Origin of the sequence: Paenibacillus sp. FSL K6-1096 (assembly GCF_037977055.1) — a bacterium.
Lineage (GTDB): Bacteria > Bacillota > Bacilli > Paenibacillales > Paenibacillaceae > Paenibacillus_AQ.
This window is the reverse complement of record NZ_CP150274.1, coordinates 1,999,451-2,025,049: the sequence shown is the minus strand read 5'-3', so window position 1 is coordinate 2,025,049 and position 25,599 is coordinate 1,999,451. Positions and strand designations below refer to the sequence as shown.

General features: G+C 55.9%; 19 protein-coding genes. 13 read left to right on the top strand and 6 right to left on the bottom strand.

Annotation, left to right across the window (positions count from 1 at the left end; translation table 11 throughout):
- Positions 1-53 precede the first annotated feature (53 nt).
- Positions 54-932 (top strand): LysR family transcriptional regulator, encoded by an 879-nt coding sequence (locus MHI24_RS08870; protein WP_340025275.1) that lies wholly within the window; start codon positions 54-56, stop codon positions 930-932.
- Positions 933-946: 14 nt separating this feature from the next.
- On the opposite strand, the gene MHI24_RS08865 is transcribed toward MHI24_RS08870, so the two are convergent.
- On the bottom strand, positions 947-1,948 hold the full coding sequence (locus tag MHI24_RS08865; protein ID WP_340025274.1) for a VanZ family protein: 1,002 nt from the start codon (positions 1,946-1,948) through the stop codon (positions 947-949).
- A gap of 220 nt (positions 1,949-2,168) precedes the next feature.
- On the opposite strand from MHI24_RS08865, the gene MHI24_RS08860 reads away from it, so the two are divergent.
- From MHI24_RS08860 to MHI24_RS08845, 4 genes are all read left to right on the top strand, one after another.
- A complete protein-coding gene (locus MHI24_RS08860) occupies positions 2,169-2,576 on the top strand; it encodes a hypothetical protein (protein ID WP_340025273.1) in 408 nt (135 codons plus the stop codon).
- Positions 2,577-3,537: 961 nt separating this feature from the next.
- Positions 3,538-3,735, top strand: coding sequence for a hypothetical protein (locus MHI24_RS08855; protein ID WP_340025272.1), 198 nt, complete (start codon positions 3,538-3,540; stop codon positions 3,733-3,735).
- On the top strand, positions 3,728-4,987 hold the full coding sequence (locus tag MHI24_RS08850; RefSeq protein WP_340025271.1) for a DNA polymerase IV: 1,260 nt from the start codon (positions 3,728-3,730) through the stop codon (positions 4,985-4,987). The genes MHI24_RS08855 and MHI24_RS08850 overlap by 8 nt, the downstream gene beginning before the upstream one ends.
- Positions 4,984-5,466, top strand: a complete 483-nt coding sequence (locus tag MHI24_RS08845) for a hypothetical protein (RefSeq protein ID WP_340025270.1) — start codon at positions 4,984-4,986, stop codon at positions 5,464-5,466. The genes MHI24_RS08850 and MHI24_RS08845 overlap by 4 nt, the downstream gene beginning before the upstream one ends.
- Positions 5,467-5,469: 3 nt before the next feature.
- Here the strand turns inward: MHI24_RS08845 and MHI24_RS08840 are convergent, their stop codons facing one another.
- The 3 genes from MHI24_RS08840 to MHI24_RS08830 all read right to left on the bottom strand — a co-directional run bounded on the left by MHI24_RS08840 (position 5,470) and on the right by MHI24_RS08830 (position 8,578).
- Positions 5,470-5,874: a GNAT family N-acetyltransferase gene (locus tag MHI24_RS08840; RefSeq protein ID WP_340025269.1), complete on the bottom strand. Its 405-nt coding sequence runs from the start codon at positions 5,872-5,874 to the stop codon at positions 5,470-5,472.
- A 149-nt stretch (positions 5,875-6,023) separates the two neighbouring features.
- On the bottom strand, positions 6,024-7,835 hold the full coding sequence (locus tag MHI24_RS08835; RefSeq protein WP_340025268.1) for an alpha-glycosidase: 1,812 nt from the start codon (positions 7,833-7,835) through the stop codon (positions 6,024-6,026).
- 74 nt (positions 7,836-7,909) lie between these two features.
- Positions 7,910-8,578, bottom strand: coding sequence for an SOS response-associated peptidase (locus MHI24_RS08830; RefSeq protein WP_340025267.1), 669 nt, complete (start codon positions 8,576-8,578; stop codon positions 7,910-7,912).
- A 212-nt stretch (positions 8,579-8,790) separates the two neighbouring features.
- Between MHI24_RS08830 and MHI24_RS08825 the strand changes: the two genes are divergently transcribed.
- The 8 genes from MHI24_RS08825 to MHI24_RS08790 all read left to right on the top strand — a co-directional run bounded on the left by MHI24_RS08825 (position 8,791) and on the right by MHI24_RS08790 (position 22,258).
- Positions 8,791-9,942, top strand: coding sequence for a cysteine desulfurase family protein (locus MHI24_RS08825; RefSeq protein WP_340025266.1), 1,152 nt, complete (start codon positions 8,791-8,793; stop codon positions 9,940-9,942).
- 88 nt (positions 9,943-10,030) lie between these two features.
- On the top strand, positions 10,031-10,552 hold the full coding sequence (locus tag MHI24_RS08820; protein ID WP_340025265.1) for a PRC-barrel domain-containing protein: 522 nt from the start codon (positions 10,031-10,033) through the stop codon (positions 10,550-10,552).
- Positions 10,553-10,566: 14 nt separating this feature from the next.
- Entirely contained in the window at positions 10,567-10,776 is a 210-nt protein-coding gene (locus MHI24_RS08815) for a hypothetical protein (RefSeq protein WP_238653458.1), read from the top strand.
- Between the two features lie 497 nt (positions 10,777-11,273).
- On the top strand, positions 11,274-15,815 hold the full coding sequence (locus MHI24_RS08810) for a carbohydrate binding domain-containing protein (RefSeq protein WP_340025264.1): 4,542 nt from the start codon (positions 11,274-11,276) through the stop codon (positions 15,813-15,815).
- Between the two features lie 133 nt (positions 15,816-15,948).
- Positions 15,949-17,346, top strand: a complete 1,398-nt coding sequence (locus MHI24_RS08805) for a sugar ABC transporter substrate-binding protein (RefSeq protein WP_340025263.1) — start codon at positions 15,949-15,951, stop codon at positions 17,344-17,346.
- Positions 17,347-17,415: 69 nt separating this feature from the next.
- Entirely contained in the window at positions 17,416-18,396 is a 981-nt protein-coding gene (locus MHI24_RS08800) for a sugar ABC transporter permease (RefSeq protein WP_340025262.1), read from the top strand.
- Complete coding sequence (locus MHI24_RS08795) at positions 18,393-19,250, top strand: carbohydrate ABC transporter permease (protein ID WP_340025261.1); 858 nt, start codon at positions 18,393-18,395, stop codon at positions 19,248-19,250. Before MHI24_RS08800 ends, MHI24_RS08795 begins: the two co-directional genes overlap by 4 nt.
- Before the next feature lie 41 nt (positions 19,251-19,291).
- On the top strand, positions 19,292-22,258 hold the full coding sequence (locus MHI24_RS08790) for a hypothetical protein (protein ID WP_340025260.1): 2,967 nt from the start codon (positions 19,292-19,294) through the stop codon (positions 22,256-22,258).
- Positions 22,259-22,264: 6 nt separating this feature from the next.
- Here the strand turns inward: MHI24_RS08790 and MHI24_RS08785 are convergent, their stop codons facing one another.
- Positions 22,265-23,872 (bottom strand): response regulator, encoded by a 1,608-nt coding sequence (locus MHI24_RS08785; protein WP_340025259.1) that lies wholly within the window; start codon positions 23,870-23,872, stop codon positions 22,265-22,267.
- Positions 23,850-25,598, bottom strand: a complete 1,749-nt coding sequence (locus MHI24_RS08780; RefSeq protein ID WP_340025258.1) for a sensor histidine kinase — start codon at positions 25,596-25,598, stop codon at positions 23,850-23,852. The genes MHI24_RS08785 and MHI24_RS08780 overlap by 23 nt, the downstream gene beginning before the upstream one ends.
- Between the last annotated feature and the right edge of the window lies 1 nt (position 25,599).

Below are 25,599 nucleotides of genomic sequence, written 5' to 3'. Positions count from 1 at the left end.
GCAAATATTTAGTGAATTATATTAACTTCTTCTATATTTTGAGGAGGGATTGTATGTATTTCCCTGGGATTGAAGCGTTCCTGGCGATCGTCCAGACCGGGAGTATTAGCAAAGCGGCCGAGCTGTTGCATTTGTCACAGGCTACGGTTAGCTACCGGTTAAAGACCTTAGAGAAGGAAATGGGCGGTCTGCTGGTGGAGCGGAGAAAAGGGGCCGCCCAAATCCGTCTGACCCCCAAAGGGGAGGACTTCTTCAGCATTGCGGAGCGGTGGGATGCCCTGTGGAGGGAAACCCAAATTTTGCGGGCCAGCGGTTCGCAGTTAAGTCTGGCGATTAGCGCTGCCGAGAGCATCAGTCATTTTGTTCTGCCTCCGGTATATCGAATGCTTCATCAGCATACCCCGTCCATCCGGCTGCAGATTCGTACGCAGCATACGCAGGAGGCTTTTGACAGTATTGAGCGGCGCGAGATGGATGTGGCGTTTGTGGTGCGGGAGATCGTGTCGCCGAGTGTCACGGTTACCCCGTTTTTTGCGGAAGAAATGGTGGTGCTGCGTGTGGCCGTCCCGGGGCGGCAGGCTGAAGATCCGGTGGACATGGCGGAACTGGCGGCAGAGCATGAAGTCTTCATCAATTGGAACCGGGAGTTTCAATTCCGCCATGACCAGTGGTGGGACCCCCTGTGCCCGTCCCGTGTTCATCTGGACACTGCGGGGCTCATCACAACTTTTTTGACGGATGCCAGGCAATGGACGATCGTTCCTGCTTCGATTGGCGCACATATGGTGGGGATGGGGGATTTTGTACTTCAAAAGCTGGCGGAATCCGTGCCCCCAAGAATAGGCTATAAGGTCACGCATAAGTTCCCTAACCAGGCGCTGCAAGAGCCGCTTCGTATTCTGGATCAGTATCTGCAGGAGCTATTCGGCTGAGCGGCCCGGTTATTTTATCCTCCGCCCAGCAACCGGTGAAGCCGCGCCGCCAGCTTTTGTCCGGCATTGGCTTCTGTGAGCGTAAGGTCCCACAAGACCGCATGGGTTCGCGGGTCGGCAGCATCGGTTTTGACGGTAATAATCAGCTCTTGTTTGCCTTCAACCGAAACCTGAAAAGACAGCGGCTGATTCTCGCCCGGTGCGATATTCGCATCCAGGGAGTACAGCTCTTCTCCGTCGGCGCTGATGATGACGCTGCTGGTGCCGCTGCCCTTAGCAGGTATAGCATTGTCAGGGACGCCGAAATTCCCGGCTAACTCCTTATACTGTCCGTCCAGACGCAGGGAGAATTCATGGAGTCCCGGATGATCAGGGCTATACAGATTGATAGCCGGTTCGATCTGTTCTTGGGCCATAGTGAAGCTGTTAAGCCTTTGTTCCCACTGTATTTCACCACGCTTGGTAGGGAGCTGATCCAGCGCTCTGATCTCCCCGCGTCCATGGTCCAGATAATAATTGATACCGCTCACGGCGGAGTAGACGAGTAGCGTCAAGACTGCTCCGGAGGACAAAAGCTTGAGTATACCTCTTCGGGTTGTCCGGTCGCGGCGGATCAGCCGCTGGGCGCCGTAGCCGACAGCCGCACCGAGCGTATTAATAACGATATCGTTAATATCGAACGCACCCAAACGGGTCACCATCTGAATCAGCTCCACCCCGGTAATGGCCGCTAAGAAGACCAAGAGGAACGGCAGGAAGCGGCAGCGGACCAGCAGCGGAATCACGAGGCCGAACGGTACGAAGGCCAGATAGTTGCCCAGGTTGAAGACCCAAAGCTCCGAATAACCATAGCCCGGAAATATCAACGGAATCCCGTCAAAAGCCAAGCGGTAACGTAAGCCCGTCTCCGGCAGAGCCGCTGAGCGGTTGAAGCCGGCAAACAGGAAAAACAGGGTGAGGACAGTGTACAGCCCTAAGCCGATCCAGACGGCAGTCCTCGTTTTGCCTTGAAGCATAATGGTTGACCTCTCTTTACCGGTTAGTTTAGTGTCCATCGTAGAGACAACATAGGAAGTATAAGCTATCCCCGTTGGCCCGAGCAAGGCAGGTTCATTGTGTTCAGCTCCCCTATTGTCCCCGCAACAATGTGTTAATCGTCCTTGACATTCATCCAACCTGGAATTGTTTTCCATACATACTCTATTAATAGATTAGAGGAAGGGAGGTGGCTAGATCATGGCACTTGTTATCGATGTAGGACGGAGTACCGCCTCTACAGGGACTCAGACCTTGTCCATTCCAATCCTTGCGCCGGGTCAAAATTTGCTGTTAGCCGAGTTTGGAATAGCAGCCGTGACCAATGGGGCTGTATTGCTGAATGCAACCATCGGTTTTCAGACTACTCTGGGCGTTCCGAATGTAGTATTTACATTATACCGGGACGGCCAGCCGATTTTTAATGCAGGAGCAAGCGGACTCTCCGTACTCGCAATACAGCCGATTAGCATCTCGTATCTGGATTTAAATGTTCCGCAAGGTTATCATGCCTATTCTTTGGGCGCAGCCAATAACAGCACCAATATTCTGCTCAATACTGCCAGCGTTACCGGACCTGTGACCTTCTCAGGCGTTTCGACTGGGTAAAAAGCGAATAATCCCGTCAGCCTGAATTGGCCGGCGGGATTTTTTATACTCTAGTAGAGCATCAGATCTAAACGTGTGAGAATTACTTTAACCCATCGCTTGCTGAGGGTTTACTGCGCCCTGGTTATAGTGCAAGGGGTAGGCTTAATTGCAATCTATACAAATATATCGCCGGTCGTGCCGCCGAATCTTTGTTTAGCTGTATTGGGTACAACTAAAATGCCTCTATACCTGAATTTTCGCCCATTGGGGCAGATTTAGTTGTACGAATTACAGTTAGAAGAGGAAAGTCTTCCAGCTCCCTAGTTTTAGTTGTATAGACTACATTTATCTCTGAGCGTCCGCTACGAACCGAAGCCATTCCTTCCTCCATGGGGTTCTTTACTTGTTAAAGGTGAATTACTTCCATAATATGGGTCGATCCGTCCGTTACACCGAGTCCTTCAGCAGAGGGGAGCCCTAACTTCACTCTTTTAAATCTAATGCTGTACTAGATCATTCCATTTAGCTTCTCTGTTCTTCGTGATTAGTGTTGGCTTGATTTTTAGGTTTGCGTCTCCAGTACATAGTAGCTGATTGTATTTCCTGCAATAGAACACGCGTAGCTGACCGAAAAATGAGCTTCTATTGTATTTCATACAGTGGAATATTGGGTTTTGGGTGAAAAAGGGACTTTTTTCAGCATTCCATTGTACGGAATACAATAGATCCTATTTCAAAGCCTTTTTTACAGTATTCCATTGTATAAAATGAAGTTACTATTGGTTCAGGGTCTTTTAGAGATAGTACTGTTTGCCGGATTGCATCTAGCGAAACACTTTGCTCTGGGGGCATTATATCACCTTCAGCAGCACAGATACATAATTATGGGATTCAAGGAATATACTCATGATTGATTAGGGAACATCTGTTTGGATATAATACAAACAAATGTTCTCACTTTACCCGGAGGCGATCAATCATGAAGATGAGCATCGGCCAAACTATAGAAATCATATATCTCGACAAGGCGGGCCGGATTACGCAGCGGAAAATTGAGGTGCGCGGGATGCGGGACGGCCGGATTCGGGCCACCTGTCTGAGCAGCGGCCAGCCCCGTGTGTTCCTGACCGCCAATATCCTGTCTTGGCGCCCGGTACGGGGGCAACGGTATGCCTAGAGAGCGGATGATTCTGCTCTCCGACTGCCAGTCCTTCTATGCCAGTGTCGAGAAGGCGGCCCATCCCGAATATGCGGGTCAGCCTGTGGCGGTCGGCGACCCCACGCGGATGAACGGGATTGTGCTGGCGGCCTGCCCGCTGGCCAAATCCCGCGGGGTCACCACCGCCTCGCGTGTGGGCGAAGCCCTGACGAAATGTCCGGAGCTTGTGGTGATCCGGCCGCGCATGGGGACCTATATTAAGGTCTCCCTCCTGATCTCCGAGATCTACCAGGTATATACCGATCTGGTGGAGGCGTTCAGCATCGACGAGCAGTTCCTGGATGTGACTGGCTCCCTGCGTGCATTCGGAGGAGACCTGCAGGAGATGATCCACTCCATCCAGCAGCATGTCCTGTTATCCACGGGGGTCTGGACCCGGGTGGGCATCGGCCCGTCCAAAATCCTCGCCAAAATGGCCAACAACTTCGCCAAGAAGCAGCCGGGCGGAACATTCCGGCTGGATTACGGGAATCTGGATACGGAGCTGTGGCCGCGTCCGGTGCACGAGATGTTCATGGTGGCCGGGCGCATGACCCGGAACTTCTACCGTATGGGAATTACAACGATCGGGGATATTGCCCGGATGGAGCTGGGGGAGTTCAAGCAGCGGATGCGCATGACCATGGGCAAGCAGAGCGATATTCAGGCGGAATATTATTGGCAGACGGCCCGGGGGATTGATCCCAGTCCGGTCGTTACCGGCATACGCCACCAGATGAAGTCCGTGGGCCACGGGAAGGCGCTGCGCTGGAACCTGTATACCCGGCTGGAGGAGATTGAGGTGGTGCTGCTGGAGCTGGTGATCGAGGTCTGCCAGCGGGCGCGCAAATACCGGTACATGGGCTCGGTGGTGTCTGTTGCGGTAGTCGAGACGGACGGCAACACCTCCAATTCGTACAGCCGGCAGACGACACTGCCGGAGCCGTCCGCGCTGACCCATGAGGTGGCGGCAGCGGCGTACCGCTTATTCGTGGACCACTGGACCGGGATGCCGCTAAGCCGTCTGGCGGTCACCATCTCCGAATTGACGGATGACCGCGTGATGCAGCTGACCCTGTTCGATGACCGTATCCGTACCCTGGGCAGGGAACGGGCCATCGATCAGATCAAGACCCGGTATGGCAGCCAGGCCCTGATCCGCGCCTCTTCGCTGCTGGAATCGGGGGTTGCCCTGGAGCGGGCCGAGCAGATCGGGGGACATTACAAATGAGCAAGCTGGAGGGGAACGAACGCTGGAAATCCAAGATGCTCATGACAGAGCATGTTCAGCAGTATGAACAGAAGCAGGGGGGAGAGGTGCGAAGAATGATTACGGTCGAGGAACGGACGATGGTGCGTGACCTCATCCTGCTCCCTTACCTGGACACCATGGTCAGCAAAAGCCTGCGGGAAATCGAACTGTCCGGCAGCATTCTCCAGCGGGCCTCTATAATTGCCGGCCAGGCGATTCAGCAGCGCATTATGGATGATACCCACCGGCTGCAGAAGGAGCTGAAGCAGCGCAATATCCGGGTGGTGGCCGATGAGCAGGAGGAGTTCCTGGTATATTACAAAATCTTTTGCCGGGGCTACCAGGAACGCTTCGGACTCACCCGGGATGTGATGCGCACAGAGATCAGCCTGCGGCTGACCCGGTATACGGCAGAGCTCCGGGACTTGCTGCGGAGTCAGCAGGGGAAGGATCAATAACAGCTACAGCACTTTGGTGAACAAAATCTCCAGCGGCTCATTGTCCGGCAGCAGGCAGCCCGAGTCGCGGTAGCCTAGTTTCCGGTAAAAATGCTGGGCATCTTCATTGGCCATTGAGGAGGTCATGACTTGCTTGTGGCCCATCGCCTGCATCGCCTGCTCCCAATGCTGCACGGCCTGCCTGCCGAAGCCGGCTCTGCGGTAAGGCTCACCCAGCCACAGCAGATTCATGAAGGGGATCTGGTCCCAGAAATACCCGAACCGCAGCCAGCCGATCTCCAGGCCGTTCTCGCTCAGAATGTAAATCTCCTGCTGGTTTATTTTGGAGAGAAGAAGTGAATTCAGGACATGATGGTCACGGCTTGCGAGGTAAGCATAATCCGCTTCCGTTGCGGTTCTGATCTGCATGAGAGATTCTCCTGACATTGTATGGTGTGTGAAGAACGATTTTTTCTTATAAAAGAATACCATCTCCGGCCGCCGGGTTCAGTGTAACAAACGGCTATAACCAAACAAGCCCCTTCCCGGGGCTTGTTCGTGTTTGTACTATAGAGTTCTCAGGCTTTGCTGCCCGCTTGTCTGCAATACAGTATCCGGGACTCCAGCGGCCCCAGCGTGATGCGGACCTGCTCCCCGTCCTGCTCCACAGGCCCGCCGCTGAAGGCATCCAGCCAAGTGCCCTCATCCAAGGATTGCGTAAGCGCCAGCGGTTTGTCAGAATTGTTCATCCAGATCGTGAAGCGGGTGCGCTCGTCCCAGCGTTCGTAGACGAAGCCGAGGCTGCCCGGATAACGCTGCAGGAAGCGGAACCGGCCGGTGCGCAGCACCTCATGCTCCTTGCGCAAGGCAATGAGGCTCTGATAAAAGCGCAGCAGCTCACGGTCCTGGCGGTCCTCCTCCCAGATCATACACTTGCGGCAATCCGGGTCGTCCTCACCGGTAAGCCCGATCTCATCCCCATAGAAGATGCACGGCGTGCCGGTGAAGGTGAACAGGAAGGTGAGCGCCAGCTTCAGCCGCTGCTTATCCCCGCCGAGCCGGGTCAGCACTCTCGGGGTATCGTGGCTGGCCAGGAGATTGAACAGCACCTCGTTCGCCTGCCGGGGATAACGCATAAGCAGCCCGTAGATCTCATCGGCGAAGGTGTCAGCATCCATCTCGTTCCCCGGCCCGAAGAACTTCAGCAGCCGGTCGGAGAAAGGGTAGTTCATCACCGAATCGAACTGGTCGCCCTGCAGCCAGCTAAGCGAATCGCTCCACACCTCGCCGATGATGAATGCCTCCGGGTTGATCTCCTTGACCGCCTTGCGGAAGTCCCTCCAGAAACCATGGTCCACCTCATTGGCGACATCGAGCCGCCAGCCGTCGATGCCGGCTTCCTTGAGCCAGAAGCGGGTGATGTCCAGCAGATAATCCTTGACTTCAGGGTTGGCGGTATTCAGCTTGGGCATTCCGCTGAAGAAGCCGAAGGTATCGTAGTTGGCCCTGCCGTCCGCCGCCTGCACGGGATAATCATGGATGTGGAACCAGTCTGCGTACTTGGAATCCGCCCCATGCTCCAACACATCCTTGAATGGGGCGAATTCCGAGCTGGTATGGTTGAAGACCGCATCCAGCACTACCTTGAGCTCCTTCGCATGGGCCTGCTCCACCAGCTGCTTAAGCTTATCCAGGTCCCCGAAGCTTGCATCGACTGTTCCATAGTCAACGGTGTCATATTTATGGTTGCTGGGAGCCTGGAAGATCGGAGTCAGATACAGCGCCGTTACGCCAAGCTCCGAGATATAGTCCAGATGGTCAATCATCCCCTGCAGGTCGCCGCCGAAATAACTGTCATGGGTGGGCGTTGCGCCCCATTCGAGCGTTCCCTCCGGGTCATTCGCCGGATCACCGTTGGCGAACCGGTCAGGCATGATCTGATAGAATACAGCGGACTTGGCCCATTCAGGAACATGCAGCAGATCGGTTTCGTGAAGATAAGGCATTTCATAGTAGCCTCCGGCAGGCTCAGGCGGCCCGTCTGTGTAGAAGCCGGATTCAACCATCCATACCGTATCCCGGTCACTCTCCAGCCGGAAGCCGTAGGAGAAGCGCTTGAATTCGGGAACAATCTCTGCTTCCCAGTAGTCAAACAGGGCATCGGCAGCCACCTTGCGCATATCCAGCTCCTGGTGATGCTGCTCCCAGTCGTATTTATCGCCGACCAGCGCAAATACCCGGTCTACATTGTTTTTTTTGCTGCGGATTCTTAAGTGGAAGGTATCCTTGTCGTACGCATACGCCCATCGCCCCTGCGTTGAATGGTAGAGACATTCCAGCTCGATGGGGGCGGCGGATGAAGAAGTCACTGCTTGTCTGCTGAGAGCCATATGGATTCCTCCTGGTACGTATAATTGAGATATAGAAAGAATGAGCTTTAGTTAATACCCGGGGGATAGAGGAATTAAACGCTCTTAATCAGCTCTGGAGAGTCATTGCGCACATTGCCGACAGCAGCGGACACGGGATATGCTTGCATCTGCTCCGGGTCGTAAGGCTGCAGCAGCTTCAGAAGTGAAGGGATGTCACGGCTCCGGCGGTCCAGCCACTGCCTCTCCTGCTCAGGGCCAAGAATGACCGGCATCCGGTCATGAATATCCTCCATGAGACGGTTGGCGGCAGTAGTGATGATGGTGCAGGTGGAGATTCGGTTGCCGTCAGGAGCGGTCCAGATATCATACAGCCCGGCCATGGAGAAAAGCTTCCCGTCCCGCATTGTAATCCTCATCGGCTGCTTGCTGCTCCCGCGGATCTTCCACTCATAGAAGCCGTCTGCGGGAATCACACAGCGGCGGGTGGCCACCAGTCCTTTGAAGGAGGCTTTCTCCAGCAGAGTTTCGCTCCTTGCATTAATTAGCCTGGCGGCGTTCTTATCCTCCTTCGACCAGGAGGGCAGCAGGCCCCAGCGGAGGAATCCCAGCCTGTTCTGCTCACCGTCATGAATGACGGCCGGGATTGCCTGCATCGGAGCGGCATTGAACCTTGGGATATACTGAATGACAGGGTGCTCCCGGATGAAATACTTGGCGATCAGCTCTTCCAGCGTTACCGTAATGGTATATCTTCCGCACATCTTGCCTGTGCCTCCTTGGAGTGGATAATGGGTACAGCAGCAATTATATAGGAAGAAGCGGAGGATTGCGAAGAAGCCGGGGCTACAGTGCAGCCCATGGACAAATGTTACAATATTGTGTTTATTAACAGGTGGTAAAACCTGCTTGTCAGCAGTATAATCGAGTAGTCCTGTAAGATCATTCTGAATTTCAAGAAGCGGAGAATCTCGCCATGAAACCCATCTATTTGGACCACGCCGCCTCAACACCGGTTCATCCCGAGGTGGCGAAGGTCATGTATAATATATTGCTGAATGAATACGGCAATGCGTCCAGCGTACACCAGTTCGGACGGTCTGCCAAAAGAATTGTGAGTGGAGCGCGCGACAGCATCGCGGGCTTTTTGGGCTGTTCGCCTGAGGAGTGGATCTTCACCAGCGGCGGCACCGAGAGCGACAATCTCGCTTTGTTCGGTGCCGCCCATGCTTCTGCCCATAAGGGCAGACATATCATTACTACAGCCATTGAGCATCATGCAGTGCTGCATACGTGCGGGGAGCTGGAGCATCAGGGCTTCGAGGTCACTTATCTGCCAGTGGACTCTACCGGACTTGTCTCTGTGGAGGCGGTAGAATCGGCCCTGCGCGAGGATACAGTACTGATTAGCATAATGTATGTGAATAATGAAGTGGGAACTGTACAGCCTATAGAAGAGATTGGCAGGCTGGCTGCCGGACGCGGGATCCTTATGCATGTAGATGCTGTACAGGCTCTGGGGACGCTGCCGTTCCGGCTGAATGAGCTGCCGGTTGATTATATGAGCTTCTCGGCCCACAAGATTGGAGGTCCGCAGGGGATTGGAGGCCTGTATGTCCGGCGGGGGGTCCCGCTTGCGCCAAGACAGCACGGCGGGCTTCAGGAGCGCGGCCGTCGGGCAGGCACGGAGAGCCTGGCGAATATTGCCGGTTTCGCAGCAGCTGTAGAGCTGGCTGTACAAGGGATGCAGGAGCATCATGAACGGGCGCTTGAACTGCGCAGTACACTGCTGCAGGAGCTGGACAAGCAGGTTGGAGCAGACGGATATGTGCTCAACGGGAATGAGCAGCATACGGTGCCGGGAATTGTGAATATCAGCTTCCCCGGAGCCGCAACCGATGTGATGCTGATGAACCTCGACATGGAGCGGATCGCAGCGGCCAGCGGTTCAGCCTGCACCTCAGGGTCGCTGGAAATCTCGCATGTTCTGCAGGCGATGAAGCTTCCGGAAGAACTTTTGCGCTCGGCGATTCGCTTCAGTACAGGTTTGGGTAATACTAATGAAGAAATGCAGGTTGTCGCCCAGAAAGTTGGAACCGTATTGAACCGGCTACGTACAAGAAACTAGGCGTCCGTGCATTCTGACAGCCGGTTAAGAGGTCTCTGGCCTAGGGATACCCATTGGCAATTCTTCAGGTGAGGGGACTTTAGATACCATGAAACTTCAAGATATGATAGGCCTCACTGTATACGAAGTTGAAGAAGGTACCGAGGTCGGTGAGATCATTGATATCGGACTGGATTCAAACTGGAATATTACGGGTATTGAACTGGAAAGCAAATCTTTTTTTGCAAGGCTTGTGAAAGTTGTGGCATGGGATAATATTGTAGCTTATGGCGAGGATGCAGTCATGATCCGCGATAAAGAGTCGATCGTCAAGGTCGATGCTGACCATATATCCTACACATTCCTCTCAGGAAAGAACAAATTGAAGGACAGGCAGGTGCTTACTGCATCCGGAACAGTGCTTGGACGTATCTCGGATGTTTATTTTGACCAGAAGTTGGGAAATACAATAGTAGCACTGGAAATCAGTGACGGGCTTGTCACCGATTTGATCGAAGGACGCAAATGGCTGCCTTGTTCTGAAGAGATGTCGATCGGAGAGGATTCTGTGCTGGTTCCTGCGATGAGTGAAGAACGGCTGCAAAAGGCCATTAATATTGTTAACGGATAGGTGGAATGTATTATATGAAGTGTCCAAACTGCAACTCCAAGGATATCGGCAAGATCGGCTCCCACCAATTCTACTGCTGGGGCTGCTTCATCGAGCTAACCGTCAATGGCGAGAAAATGTCGGTGTATCAGGTTGAAGAAGACGGCACGCTCAGTTCGCTGGACGATCTGTTCTCCGGGGAAGAAGTCGTTCAGGATTTCCCGCAGATCCATGCGTCCTCCTGACCATTGCCAGATTCGTAACTTAACTACAGTTACATAGATCCGCTATGCCCAATCACCCGGGTTGCTTATTTAAGCTGCCCGGGTGATTGGGCTTTTTTGCGTGGGGATTATGCAGAAAACCGGACGCAATTGCTCAGTGAGGGCGTGCGGGCCGGATGTAATCGAAAAACCGAATACAATTGGTCAGCGGGAAGCGTGCGGGCCCAATGTAATCGAAAAACCGATTACATTTCGCCAAGTGAGGGCGTGCGGGCCCAATGTAATCGAAAAACCGATTACATTTCGCCAAGTGAAGGCGTGCGGGCGGGATATAGTCGAAAAACCGATTACATTGGGCTCTCCCGAGTGGTGTCTACAGGGAGTCCCAGACAAAGTTGCATCTTTGTTATGCGGGCTAAGGAATTGGTATGTCACCTCCGGGATAGGGCCTCTATACTGAAATCGACTGGCACAAGGCCAGAAATTCGACAAGGTTCTACAAGAGGGGGAATGTTCAGATGTACCGCAAAGGAATATCCAAAATCCTGATTGCCGGGCTCCTGTTGTCAGGAATTCAGGTTCCGGGGCACGCAGGGATTGTGCAGGCGGACGGCAGTAAGGATCAGGCCGGACTGTCAGCAGCTACAGGCAGTACAGCAGTACAAGCGGCAGGGTATGCCGATATGAAGCAGCATTGGGCTTCGGCTGCAGTGAACAGGCTGTCAGCCGCGGGAATTCTGCAGGGTGACGGGGAAGGTCAGTTCAAACCGGGGCAGCCGGTCTCGCGGGCTGAGCTGGCGGCTATCGTCAGCAGAGTATTCCGTTACACGGATGCCGGTTCTGCTGCATTTAGTGATGTAAGCGCTTCTTCCTGGTACTCCCAGGATGTCAGCCGGGTTAGTGCAGCAGGCGTAATCCAGGGGTATGCAGACGGCCGGTTCCAGCCGGGGGCTGCTGTCACCCGCCAGGAAGCACTGACGATGCTTAGCCGGGCGTTCTCGCTTACGGCGGACTCCCAGGCTGCACTGGCCTCGCAGTCTGACGCGGCTGCGGTCAGCGGCTACGCCAGAGAAGCGGTGAGTGCCATGCTGGACGCCGGTTACCTGCGCGGCGATGCGGAGGGCAAGCTGAATCCCAAGGCGCAGATGACCCGGGCCGAGCTGGCTGAGCTGCTGGGACGTATGATCGGCTGGATCAGCACAGCCGGGGGGAGCCAGTCTATTGGCGCCGTCTCCGGGAATGTGATCATCAACCGGGCGGATGTGCAGCTGGACGGGGGGGACGTTAACGGCAGCCTCTATGTCACTGCCGGAGTAGGAGAGGGAGAAGTATCGTTCTCCGGCATCAAGGTGCAGGGAACGGTACATATCACAGGAGGCGGCGACCACTCCGTCATCTTCCGCAAAGCTTCGCTGGGGCAGGTTAAGCTGAATAAGCCGGCAGCTCCGGTAAGGCTGGTACTGGAGGGCAGCTCCGCAGCGCGGATCGAGCTGCTCCAGCCGGCCAAGGTGGAGATCGGGACCGGTTCCCGGGTAGACCACCTGGTTACGGGTGTTAATGCCGCCGGTTCTGAGATCGTGAACCGGGGGCAGATCAGCCTGCTGGAGAACCAGGCTGAGCGTGTGCTGCTGAACGGGCTGGCGCTCCAGAAGGGCGAGACGCTGCGCGGCTTGACCGGCAATGGGGCAACAGCGAAGGCCAGCACTGCGCCAACCGCAGCGACTGGGTCCGCAGCGGGCGGCGGAAGTGCAGGCGAGGCTACGCCTGCACCAACCGCAGCACCTACGGCCGCGCCGACCGCAGAACCAACGGCCGCACCAACACCAACGCCGACACCAACGCCGCAACCCGAGAGCAATCCGTGGGAGCTGGTCTGGAATGATGAATTCGACGGCCACGCGATCGATGAGAGCAAATGGAATGTACAGGATACCGGAACGGTATACAATAACGAGCTGGAATACTATCATCCGGACAACGCTTCGCTGACTACAGAGGGCGGAAATAGCGTGCTGGAGCTGGAAGCCCGGAAGGAAGCCTACGGCGGGAAGGATTATACATCCGCCAAGCTGACCTCCAAGATGAAGGGCGACTGGACCTACGGCAAGTTCACCGTGCGCGCCAAGCTGCCGATTCAGCAGGGCATGTGGCCGGCCATCTGGATGATGCCGACGGACGATGAGACGCAGTATGGACCTTGGCCGGGAAGCGGCGAGATGGACATCATGGAGCTGACCGGACCCGTTGCCGGTGAACCGGAGAAGGCGGACCTGTATCCAAGAACCGTTCACGGCTCGCTTCACTACGATATTCCGCATATGTCGCAGTCCAAGACGTATGTGCTGCCGGAAGGCCAGACCTTCGCCGATGAGTACCACGACTTCACACTGGAATGGCTTCCGGGCCTGATCCGCTATTATGTGGACGATAAAATGTATTTCGAGACCAGCGACTGGGGCACGAAGGCCGAAGGCCAGCCGGATTATTATACGTATCCTGCGCCGTTCGACCGCCCGTTCTACATGATTCTCAATCTGGCCGTGGGCGGCGACTGGCCGGGTGATCCGAAGGCTGACTTCAAGTCGGATAAAATGTATGTCGACTATGTCCGGGTCTACAAATACAAGAACCTGGATCAATTGCCGGATGTAACGGGACAGCGGCCAACGAAGCCGGAGTTATCCACTCCGCAGCGTCCGGCCCTGGAAGACGGCAACCAGATCTATAACGGCGACTTCAAGGGTGCAGCCGCAGCGGACGGCGTGCCGGAATACTGGCAGCTGATCAAGAATGCAGGCGGCAGCGGAACAGCCTCTGTCATTGATGATCAGGACAAAGGCAAGGCAGTGAAGGTTGCCATCCAGGAAGCCGGAACCCAGAATTATTCCATTCAGCTGACCCAGATGCCGCTGCTGCTGGAGAAGGATAAGGCCTACAAGGTGACCTTCGATGCCAAAGCGGATGCAGCACGTCCGCTGATGAGCAAGCTGACGGAATACGGCGGCGGATGGACGGCCTATTCCAAGGAACGCAACTTCCAGCTTACGCCGGACTGGAAATCGTATGAATACAGCTTCACGATGACGAATGCTTCTGACAACAATGCCCGGTTCGAGTTCAATCTGGGCCAGAACGATATTACCGCCTATTTCGCCAATGTGCGGGTGACCGAGACGGAGCCGGAGCCGGTGGTGCGCACACCGCTTGCTGACGGCAACCTGATCTATAATGGAGGCTTCGATCTTGGAGCAGCTCGTCTGGGCTACTGGAGCTTTGCCGTGAAGCCGGACTCCGGGGCAGCGGCACAGGCCAGTGTAACCAGTACGCTGGAGCTGCCGCTGATGAAGCGTGAATTCAAGGCGGACATCCAGCAGGCCGGAGGGTCGCCGGAGGCTGTGACACTGACACAGACAGGCATCCCTCTCTCTTCGGCAGGAGTGTATCAGCTCTCATTCTCGGCCAGATCGGACCAGTCGCAGCCGCTTGGCATCAAGCTGGAGAACAACGGCGGGCAGACCGTCTATCCGGACGGGTCCGTGTTCACACTGACGCCGGACTGGAAAAGCTACACCGCAGAGATCGCCTTGTCCGGCGGCTCGGGTACGGAAGGCACACTATCGTTCCTGCTGGGCCAGGCTGCGGGGCAAACCGGGATTGATAATGTCCGCCTGGTGCGGATGGTTGATCCGCCGGTACTTGGCAATTACCTGCATCTGCGGGGAGACCAGTACTGGACCTCCTCGGGCATCAGCCTCGTGCCAAGCGGTGAAGGCGGCAAGGATGTCACCGGTATGGACGAGGGAGACTCTGTTGAATACAAAGTCGTTCTTCCTCAGGCTGCGGCCGTCGTTCCCGTAATGCGGGTGTCGAGCGTCTCAGCAGATTCAGTGCTTAAGCTATCCGTGCTGGATGCCAGCAAGCAGAGCGTGACTTCCTCTGTGTACAGCATGGCAGTAGGAGATACTGGCGGTCTTCAGACTTACCGCGCGCTCATCGGGACGCCGCTGGAGCTGCCTGCAGGAAGCTATTACATCCGTCTTGGCGGCAGCGGCTATAATCTGGCCTGGCTGGATCTCACCCGCGAGCTGGTGGTGAACGGCAGCTTCAAGGATGCCTCCACCGACAACTGGACACTGTTCAAGAAGGACTGGGAAGACAATGATCCGGGCAAGAGCACTGTAATGAACGCGGTATACGGAGAACTCCAGATTGACCTGGGCGGAACCGGAACAGAGGCCTGGCATGCACAGGTGAAGCAAGCGGGTATCCCTGTAGAGCAGGGCAAGAAATATCTGCTGCGCTTCGATGCCGATGCTTCGGTAGCCAGAGATATTAAAGCGCTGGTTCAGCATGACGGGACTGACGATGGCAATTGGACCCCTTATCTGGAGCAGGAATTGAGACTCAGCCCCGACGGCGGGCATTATGAATACCTGTTCACTGCGAAGGCAACTGATCCTGCCGCTGTGCTGCAGTTCAGTCTGGGCATGATCTCCGAAGAGCTGGGCGCGCACACGGTCAAGCTCAGAAATATCTCCCTGCTCCAGGTAAGTCCGGTGCTGGATGGTGAGGCTTACGGGGAGAATCTGGTTCCGAACGGGGATTTCTCGGCTCCGCTCCAGGGCTGGAGCAGCTATTCCTCCGACAGCGGTGAGCTGTCCATTGATAATGTGGACGGGGCGCTGCAGATGCAGGTCGGCTCCACCGGTACCAACAGTTGGGACCGGCAGGTCTTCTATGAAGGCATCGCCTACAATGAAGGCAATCATTACACACTCACCTTCAAGGCCAAGGCATCGGCTGAACGCAAAATGAACATCAGCATCGGCTGGCTGGATGTTGCGAACAATTACACCTGGCACGGCTATGCCAGCAAGATCGTTGATCTGGGTACCGGCTATCAGGAATATACCGTAGAATTCGATGTTGCCGGAGACAGCACCTCCATCGGCCGTATTTCCTTCGAGCTGGGAAATATCCAGGATGGCGGCGCAGGCCATCTGACGGTGGATGTTGATGATATCGTGCTGATGAACAACGGCGCAGCAGTGACTCCTTAAGCATGCTTTAGATTTTGTTATTCAGACTTGTGATTTGGTATTTAGACTCGGAGCAGGCGCTTTTATAATCAAGACATGGAGGACGGGCCACCGTTCTCCATGATTCACCAAACGAGACATGGGGGAATTCATTGTGAAAAAGACAGCGGTATCCATCGCTGCACTGCTTATGGCCTTCTCGGTAGTAGCCAGTGCATGCGGAAACAACAATACTCAATCAAGTTCTGCTAACAACGGGGGAAAGAAAGATGAGAGCAGCGCTACAGCCGCTCCGGCAACGCCAAGCAATGATCCGGTTACGCTGAATGCCTGGGTTATGCCGAACAGTCCGAAACCGGATGCGGACTTCCTGAAGACGCTTGAGCCTTATCTGAAAGAGCATCCGAATGTGACCATGAAGGTGACTGTACTGGACTGGGGCTCTGCCTGGACCAAGATTACAACAGCGGCTACCAGCGGCGAAGGTCCGGACCTGCTCCAGCTCGGCTCGACATGGGTTCCGGCGATTGCCAGCATGGGCGGTATTGATAAAATCACTGACAAAGTAGCTGATGTGGGCGGTGCTGAAGCCTTCCTGCCGGCGATCTGGAAGACAACCTCCATTGCAGGCGACAGCGAGGTCTACGGAGTGCCTTGGTTCGTGGATGCCCGTGCTATCTACTACCGTACAGACGTATTCAAGCAAGCAGGTGTAGATACAGCTACAGCCTTCAAGGATTGGGATTCCTTCAAGAACGCATTGAAGGCTGTCAACGGACAGACTGTGGACGGCAAGAAGGTTGCCGCACTTGGACTTCCGGGCAAAAACGACTGGAACGTTGTGCATAACATCTTCCCTTGGATCTGGGCTGCTGGGGGCGACGTCCTCTCGGCTGACAACAAGGATGTTATCTTCAACGATGATAAAGGCCTTGACGGTGTAATGTACTACACCGGGCTTGCTGCCGAAGGACTGGTGGACAAGTCTTCCCTGGAGAAGAACTCCTCCCAGATTGAGAGTGACTTCGGTGACGGCAAATCGGCGGTGATTATCTCCGGCCCATGGCTGGCGAAGAACTTTGCCACCCCTAAGGCTAACGGCGGTATGGATGACAAGCTGGCAGCGAAGAATTTCGCCGTGGCTCCGCTTCCGGCCGGTCCGAGCGAACAGGCCACCTTCGTCGGCGGCAGTGAGCTGACCGTGTTCAGCGGCTCGAAGAACAAAGAAGCCACTTGGGAAGTGATCAAATACCTGGCTTCCGATGAAGCACAGAAGGCTTATGCTAACGTATCGGGCCAGCTTCCGGCCAAGCTGTCGCAGCTTGAATCCCCGGATCTGGATGCCAACATGAAGGCCTTCACTGAGGCTGTCAAATACGGAAGAACCTATCCGTCCATCCCGCAATGGGGACCTACAGAGACCGCATTGCAGAAGCACTTCGCTAACGTATGGGATATCGTTGCCGGTGTGAAGGGCACGTACAGCAGAGAGAGCGTGAAGGAAGAGCTGGATTCCGCAGCAGCAGAAGTTAACGCAATCATCAATCAATAGGATCAGGCGGGAAGCCGCCGCAGGGTTAGGGTGCGGCGGTTCTTCCCATAGTAAAGTGAGGGATAAGAGATGGGACTCCATACTGAGAAAAGTCTGTCTGCCAAAAACACCTCCAGCAAGCGTGGAGTGCTGCTCAAGCGGATCAGAGACAATAAATTTGCTTACATGCTGATGGTTCCGACCATCATTTTCATGCTGCTTGTGCATTTGCTTCCGATGATTCAGGGCTTCTGGATGTCCTTCCTGAAGCTGAACCAGTTCACACTGGTCAAATATCTGAAGGCGCCGTTTGTCGGCATCGACAACTACGTGGGCCTGCTGTTCAACACCGACAATCCGGTCCGCCAGGGACTTAATTTCGCTATCCGCAACACCGCGATTTATGCGGTGATCGTTACCATCGGCGTCATGTTCATGGGCCTGATGATGGCCATGCTGCTGAACCGTGATTTTCCGGGCCGCAGTATCGCCCGCACCGCCATGCTGCTTCCTTGGGTCGTTCCATCCTATGTGGTCGGCGTACTCTGGGGCTTCATGTGGCAGCAGAACGGAATTATCAACTATATCCTGGTGGATGTTCTGCATCTGATGAATGAGAAGCCGTTCTGGCTGCTTGGACCCAACACGATCTGGGCCATTATTATTCCAACCATCTGGCGCGGCTGGCCGTTCCTGATGGTCATTTTCCTCGCGGGGCTTCAGACGATTCCTGAGGATATCTACGAAGCGGCCACCATTGACGGGGCAGGCAAGTTCCGCCAGTTCTGGAACATGACACTGCCGATGCTGAAGCCGGTTATTGCCGTACAGCTCTTATTCCAGATTATTAACAACGTCTACTCCTATAACATCGTCTCCACGATGTTCGGTAATGGCGCCGGATATCCTGGCGAATGGGGAGACCTGCTGATGACTGCCTTGACCCGCCAATCCTTCGGGTATTGGGCCTTCGGTTCGGGTTCTGCCGCATCCATTATGCTGATGTTCGCCATGCTGATGGTGGTCGGAGTCTGGTACCGTGTCTTTAGATCGGAGTTGAATGCCCAATGAGTACACACCGCAAACGTTCTGTCAATTCGTTCCTGCTGACTACATTGACCTGGGTGATCGTTATTTTGACGGTCTTCCCGATTCTCTGGATGATCTTCACCTCACTGCACTCCAATGACCAGATTCTGAACGGGATTACCACCTTCAGCCTGCCGAAGCCGCAGTGGGTCAACTATATCAATATGTGGGATACCGTTAACTTTGCCGTCTATTTCCGTAACAGTCTGCTGATCTGCGGGGCCACGACCCTGCTGGCCGGTTCCTTCGCCGTATTGGCAGGGTATGCGCTGGCCCGGTTTGATTTTCCGGGATCGAAGCTGTTCAGTATGAGCATTATCTCCACCCAGCTGATTCCGGGGATTATGTTCCTGTTCCCGATCTATCTGATGTTCCTGTGGATCAAGAATGCCATCGGCCTGCCGATGATCAATACGTACTGGGGCATGATTCTCGTCTATACGGCGTTCTATACCCCGATCAGTATCTGGATTATGCGCAGCTTCTTCGTATCGATCCCGAGAGATCTGGAGGAGTCGGCTTCGATTGACGGATGTACGAAATTCCAGGCCTTCTACAAAATCATTCTGCCGCTCTCTCTGCCCGGCATCATTGCTACAGGTATCTTCATCTTCCTGACCGCCTGGGATGAGCTGCTGTTCGCCTGGGTGCTTACGACCAGCTCGGATGTACAGACGATTCCTGTAGGTATCCGCCTGTTCGTCGGCCAGTACAATACGCGTTATGACCTGCTGATGGCTGCTTCTACGGTGGTCACTGTGCCGGTTATGGTCATCTTCTTCATGACTCAGAAATACTTTATCAGCGGTATGACTGCGGGTGCGGTTAAGGGCTAATCTGCAGATATGCCAGAAAAGAGGAAAAGAGGAGACGTATCATGCTTACATTCAATACTGCAAGACAAACCTCAGCTTCGGCTGAGGATATCCTGCGGCAGGCCTTCGCGGACCGGACCGGCAGCGCGCCGCTCAGCGCTGTCTTCACCGATTCGCAGCGCTGCGGAGCGGTTGGCATCACCGGTCTGCCGCTCCGCCTGCCGGCTATTCAGGAGCTGCTGAAGCTCCCGGCGGTGGCGGCGCTGCTGCCGGCGGAAGCCGACAGCTCCGCGCTGTTCACCCTGGGCGGCGATGGCAAGGCGTTGTCCCTGCATATCCGCCATGCGGGAAGAGCAGAGCAGGCCGTTGCCATTCCGGCGGCCACAGCCAGCGAGATGCTGGCGCTGCTGGAAGCCGCGCCGGGCTGGGCAGGTGCCCTTAACGCTGAGGGCGAGCATGTCATCGATCTGCGGTCGCCTGTTCCGGGCCCGCATTTCGCGGTCAACCTGCTGCTGGGCAACCGGCTGGAATTCCCGCATCCGCTCCAGACGACGCCGAAGAGCGTGGTTGACCGGCTGGGCGGCGGAAGCTTCCGTTCCCATGCCGCTACCCAGGTATTGGCGACCCGCTGGGATATGCGCCAGGAGGAGAACGGTTTCCCGGCCAACCGCCAGTTCTATCTGTTCGAGGACGGGAAGCAGATTTTCTATTCCGCCGAGCCGGGCGGGGAAGGCATTGAATCGGCCGTCTGCCGTCATTCGCAGAATGCGACAGTTATTACATACCGTTTGGACAGCGGACTTGAGATTATCCGCACTATTTTCATTCTGCCGCATGCTGCAGGGATGCCGCTGGCTACAGAGCTGCAGCGGATTGAGCTCGTGAACCATGGGGAAGGCGAACGCCGGCTGCGCCTGGTGTATACCGGGATGTTCGGTTCCGCAGCTCCAGGCGCACTGTTCGAGGATGTCCTGTACAGCAACGTGATCATGCAGGGCGGGGTGCTGCAGGATGAATCCGGCGCGGTCGCTGCGGTCAGCCCGGATTATTACCCGGATGGCGGACGCCATGATCTGCGCTTCCACACGATGATTATCCACGGGGAGGACGGGGCAGTTCTGCCGCGCGAATACTGTGTTAACTACAATGAATTCGTGGGCACCGGCTCGCTGCACCGTCCGTCCGGAGCGCTGAAGCTGAGCAGCATTCTGCACCGCAAGGGGCCGGGATTCTTCGCGGTAGCCGGTGAGATTAAGGTTCCTGCGGGAGCTGCTGCGGCGGTTGACCAGTTCACCGGACTCGTCTCCGATAAGAGCGGTGCAGCTTGGGGCGAGACCGTACTCCAGGATGAAGTCAGCACGCTGATCGCCCGCTTCACCAGCCGCAGTGCGGCCGAGGAAGCCCTGGCGGAATCGCGGGAATTCGTGCGGGATTATGCGAAATTCCTGCAGGTATCCTCCGGCGACGCTGATTTCGACCAGTTCGTGAACCGCAACCTGCCGTTCCAGGTGCTCTACCAGAGCTTCGTCTCCCGTTCCTTCTGCCAGACTCAGAAGGGATACCGGGAGATCGGCTTCCGCGAGATTCAGGATCTGTACGCATCAATGTACTATTTCGTCGGAATGGGCCGCAGCGGCCTCGTTAAGAGCCTGCTTAAGGAATGGACCAGCATGGTCTTCGAGCTGGGCTATGCATACCATAATTTCTTCTGGGTCGGCAAAGAGCCGGGCAAATGGTCCGATGATGCGCTGTGGCTGATCCAGGCCGTCTACCGTTATGTCATGCTGACCGGAGATGTAGAATTCCTCGATGAATCCTGTCCGGTAGCGGGCAAGGACACGACCCGGCCGGTATTCGAGACGCTGAAGGCCATCATTGTGTATTCCGGCCAGATCTCGATCGGACGCCATGGCCTGCCGCTGCTCGACTTCGCAGACTGGAACGACTGTCTGAAGCTGGATGACACCTATCTGAACGGACCGGCTAAGGAAGAGCTGTACCGGAAGCAGCTTGCGGCCGGCGGCGTCTTCGGGGATTCGCTGGAAAGCGACTATTCCGAGAGCGTGATGAACGCCTTCCTGCTGAAGGTGGCGGTGGATGAGCTGTCAGCTCTGGCGGTCCGCAAGGGTGATCAGGAATATGCCGAGGGGCTTGACCAGTTCGGCGAGAAGCTGCGTGAACGTATTCAGGAGCATGCCTGGAAGGGCGATTTCTTCGCCCGTGTACTGTTCAACCGTTATCCGGACGGGGAATATACCTATCTTGGCGCTGCTGGGGACGGTATGTCCGCTGATCCGGCGAAGGATGGCTCGTACTTCCTCAACTCCTTCAGCTGGAGTATTCTGGCCGGCTGTGCAGAGGAGAAGCAGATTGCCATCATGATCGACACCTTGAAGGAACAGCTGATGACACCTTACGGCATGAAGCTGGTCTCTCCGGTGGCACTGGGCCGTGTATCTACACATACGGCATCGGATGAATACTTCCCGGGTGACCGTGAGAACGGCGGCGTGTTCAAGCATGCCTGCATGATGGCTGCTGCGGCCATGTTCAAAGGAGCCAAGGAAGTATCCAGCCCTGATCTCGCTGCCGAGCTCTCCCGACTGGGCTACTGGCTGCTGGACCGGATTGTTCCGTTCAAGACGATGGAAGATCCGTTCGCCATCTGCGGGAACCCGCGGTTCTGCACGCAATACAACAACAGCGAGACTGGTGAGAACATCGGTCCGATGCTAAGCGGCACCTCGACCTGGCTCACCCTCTCGCTGATGGAAGCGCTGGGCATTGAATATACGGCGCAGGGCATCGCCCTGAATCCGGTGCTTAGGGAAGAGCAGACGGAATTCAGCTATACCCTGAAGCTGGGAGGCTCCTCCTACCACATCCGGGTCCGCAAGCCGGAGGGCTTCTGCCGGATGCAGGACGGGACAGCCCGTCTGACGCTGGATGGCCAGGCGGTAACAGACGGCCTTGTGCCGGCAGTAGATGACGGCCTCTCCCATGAAGTGGAGCTGGTCTTCGGGGACTAAGCGCTCCTAGAGCGCCCGGTCCCGGAATTCATGCGGGGTCATCCCCGCATATTCCTTGAACAGCTTAATGAAATAATGGGCATTGGAGTAACCAAGCTCGGAGGACACCTCATATATTTTCAGCGGCGTATGGATCAGCAGATACGCCGCTTTTTCCATCTTGGCCTGGCTGATATAATCGCTGATCCGCTTGCCCGTCTCCAGCTTGTACATTTTGGAGAGATAGACCGGGTGCATCTGGACATGATCGGCAATCGCCTGAAGGGAGACATAGTGCAGATTGCGGTCGATATACTCATGGACCGTGCGGATCAGCTCGGACCGGCTGTTGCGCTGCTCGGATTCGAAATGCTCTCTCAGCAGGCGGATGACCTCCATGGCCCATTCCCGCAGCTTGTCCGGCGTCTGGAAGGGAGCCTGCTCCAGCAGCGGATTGCCGGCAATCTCGCTGAGCATCTTGTTGTTCTTGTGGGCGAAGTAATAGAAGGCCGTCTCCAGATGCAGGCGGGCTTCATGGATATGCTCCAGCGAATGCTCCGCACTGTGGGCCAGCTCGGACACAATGGCATTCAGCTTGTCCTCGATGCCCTGCCAGTTGTTCGCTTCGAACATATGGAACAGCAGCGGCGGCTCGTAGAGCGGCTGGAGAATCTCTACAGACTGTGAGCCGCTGTTGTCGGTCGTATCCAGATAGATCCCGGTCTCACTGCCGATATGCTGGCGGATGGCGGAGATGGCGGTCTGGTAGAGCGTATAGACCTGGCCCGGGAAGTCGCCCCAGCCGGTGGTGACTACCGACAGACCGCCGCCCATTAGCGTGCTGACATGATTCTGCAGCTGGTAGGCCGCCTGGGCCACCGCATTACCCGGATTGCCGTCCTGCAGGGTTTCTTCCCTGGGCTGCAGCAGGAACACCAGATAATCATGCACATCCTTGCAGGACCAGATCAGGAACCGGTCCTGGAACAGCTCCTGCGCGATATTAATGATCGCATATTCGAACAGCAGCATGCTGTGCATATCCTGGCGGCGGAAGAATTCCTCGGGGCGGACTACGGCCAGGCAGACCTGCTGCCCGATTGAGAACGGGAGGTCGAACTGGTCCAGCCGCTCCTGGAGCTGCGGCCCGCGCAGCTTGCGGCCCTGCAGCAGCTCGCCGAGCAGCCGGTCCCGCAGGATCGGCAGATGCTCGCGGAAGGTCTGCATCGTCCGCTGGTGGGAGGACCAGGCCTCCCAGTCGCTGCGCAGCTTCTCCTGCAGCTTGCCGATGACGGAGATCAGCTGGTCATTGGCAATCGGCTTGAGCAGATAGGCGCTCGCCTGCTCTTCAATGGCTTTGCGGGCGTATTCAAATTCGGCGTATCCGGTCAGCATGACCACCCGGATATGCTTCCAGCGGCTGCGGATCGCCGCAATCAGCTCGGTGCCCGAGAGCTCGGGCATATTAATATCGGTCACTACGATGTCGATGGGATGGCGCTGAAGCAGCTCCAGCGCCTCATACCCGGAGTAGGCCTTGTGGACCTGTCCGAAGCCCATTTCCGCCCAAGGAATGGAGATGGACAGATCGTCGACAACATAGGGTTCATCATCAACCAGCAGTATTTGGTGCATCAGGTTCCTCTTTCTTCTCCATAAGGAGAGTTGTAGTTAAGCCGCCTTCAGGGGAAGGGGCGATCAGCAGGCCGGAAGCCTCACCATAATGGGATTTGAGCCGCTGCTGGATATTCCATAGCCCGCAGCCGCCGTCCTCGCGGGTGGTTTCGGAGATGCGGGCCTCAAGCTTGGCAATGGCCTCCCCGGTCATGCCGGCGCCGTTGTCCTCGACCTTAATCTGAAGGAACCCGGCGGTACTTGCGGCGGTGATCCGGATGGAGCCCTGCCCGATTTTTTTCTCAATGCCGTGAATGATACTATTCTCCACCAGAGGCTGGATCAGCAGCCGCGGAATGTACAGGCCCAGCAGCTCCTCCTCGATCTCTACCTCGTAGCGGATGCGCTGCTTCCGCAGGTTCTGGATCTTCAGGTAGTTCTCCAGCAGCTTCAGCTCATCCTGAAGGGTGGTGAGAGAGTGGTCGACCTTCGTAATATAGCGGTAATATTCACCGAGACTCAGGGCCATGGCCTCGACCGAATCGGTGTCGCCGATAGCGGCCTTGCTCTTGATGAAGAATAAGCAATTGTATAGAAAATGCGGATTGATCTGGGACTGCAGCTGCTTCAGATGGGCATCCTTGGCCCGGAGCTGCTCCACATAGACCTGCTCAATCAGCGACTGAATTTTCTCGGCCATGTCGTTGAATTCCTCATTCAGCATGGTGAATTCAGGATTGGTCCGGGTATGGATCCGGGTGGACCAGCGGCCTTCCTTCATCCGGTTGAGCGAGCGCAGCAGCAGGCTGACCGGACGCTGGACCTGCCGGTAGAGCTGGAAGGCAAAGAACAGGCTCATCGCCAGCAGTATGGCCGAGCCGGTCAGGAACGAATAGCGGCTGCTGCGGATCGGCTGCAGAATCTGCTTCAGCGGCGAATAATGCACGACCTGCCAGTTCACAGCAGACGAGGGCACCGAGCTGACGAGGTAGCTGCCCTTCTTAAGATCGAAGATGTCGGAGGTGTCCTGTCCGCCCGTGAACTTCAGCTCTGCGGTGATCCGCTCCGCCATCTCCCGGTCCGAGCCGCGGGAGAGGATGATCCCAAGCGACGGGTGGTAGAGGAAGGTATCGCCCTTGTTCTGCGACTGATAGGCCTCGAACATCCGCTCGATATTGGAGACCGGAAAAAACATCGACAGCAGCAGCTGCGCTTCACGGGGGTGGCTGATGTCCTGTGCGGGGTCGGACAGCACCAGCCGGAAGCCTGCTTCTGAGCCTGCGATGTCGTCTGATATATACTCCCAGCCTGTTACGGGCGGCTTCTCCAGGATAGATGTATCGAAGGAGAGGGAGGAATCGGAGCCCAGCGTCTCCCTGCTGTCCGGCTTGTACAGCACAATCCGGTTCTCCCATGTGCTGGAGCTGGTCTGCAGGGAGAGCTTCTCCAGCACGGTCATAATGGTCTCGGCCGGATCGATGAGATGTCCAAGCTCGGTAATCTGCTCGTAATCCCGGATGGTCGGGTCCCGCTGGAGGGCGTACATGCTGCCTGCCAGCTGGTTGATATTGTTATCCATCTGCTGGGTCAGGAATTCCAGGTGATTGAGATCGGTTGTTTTGATCTGCTCCGTGATGACTCCGATATCCTTCCGGTAAGAGAAGCCGTAGAACAGAAGCGTGGCGGCAATGAGGGAGAGCAGAATGGCCACCATTTTGACAAATAGATTCGGACGCCAAGCCGTCATA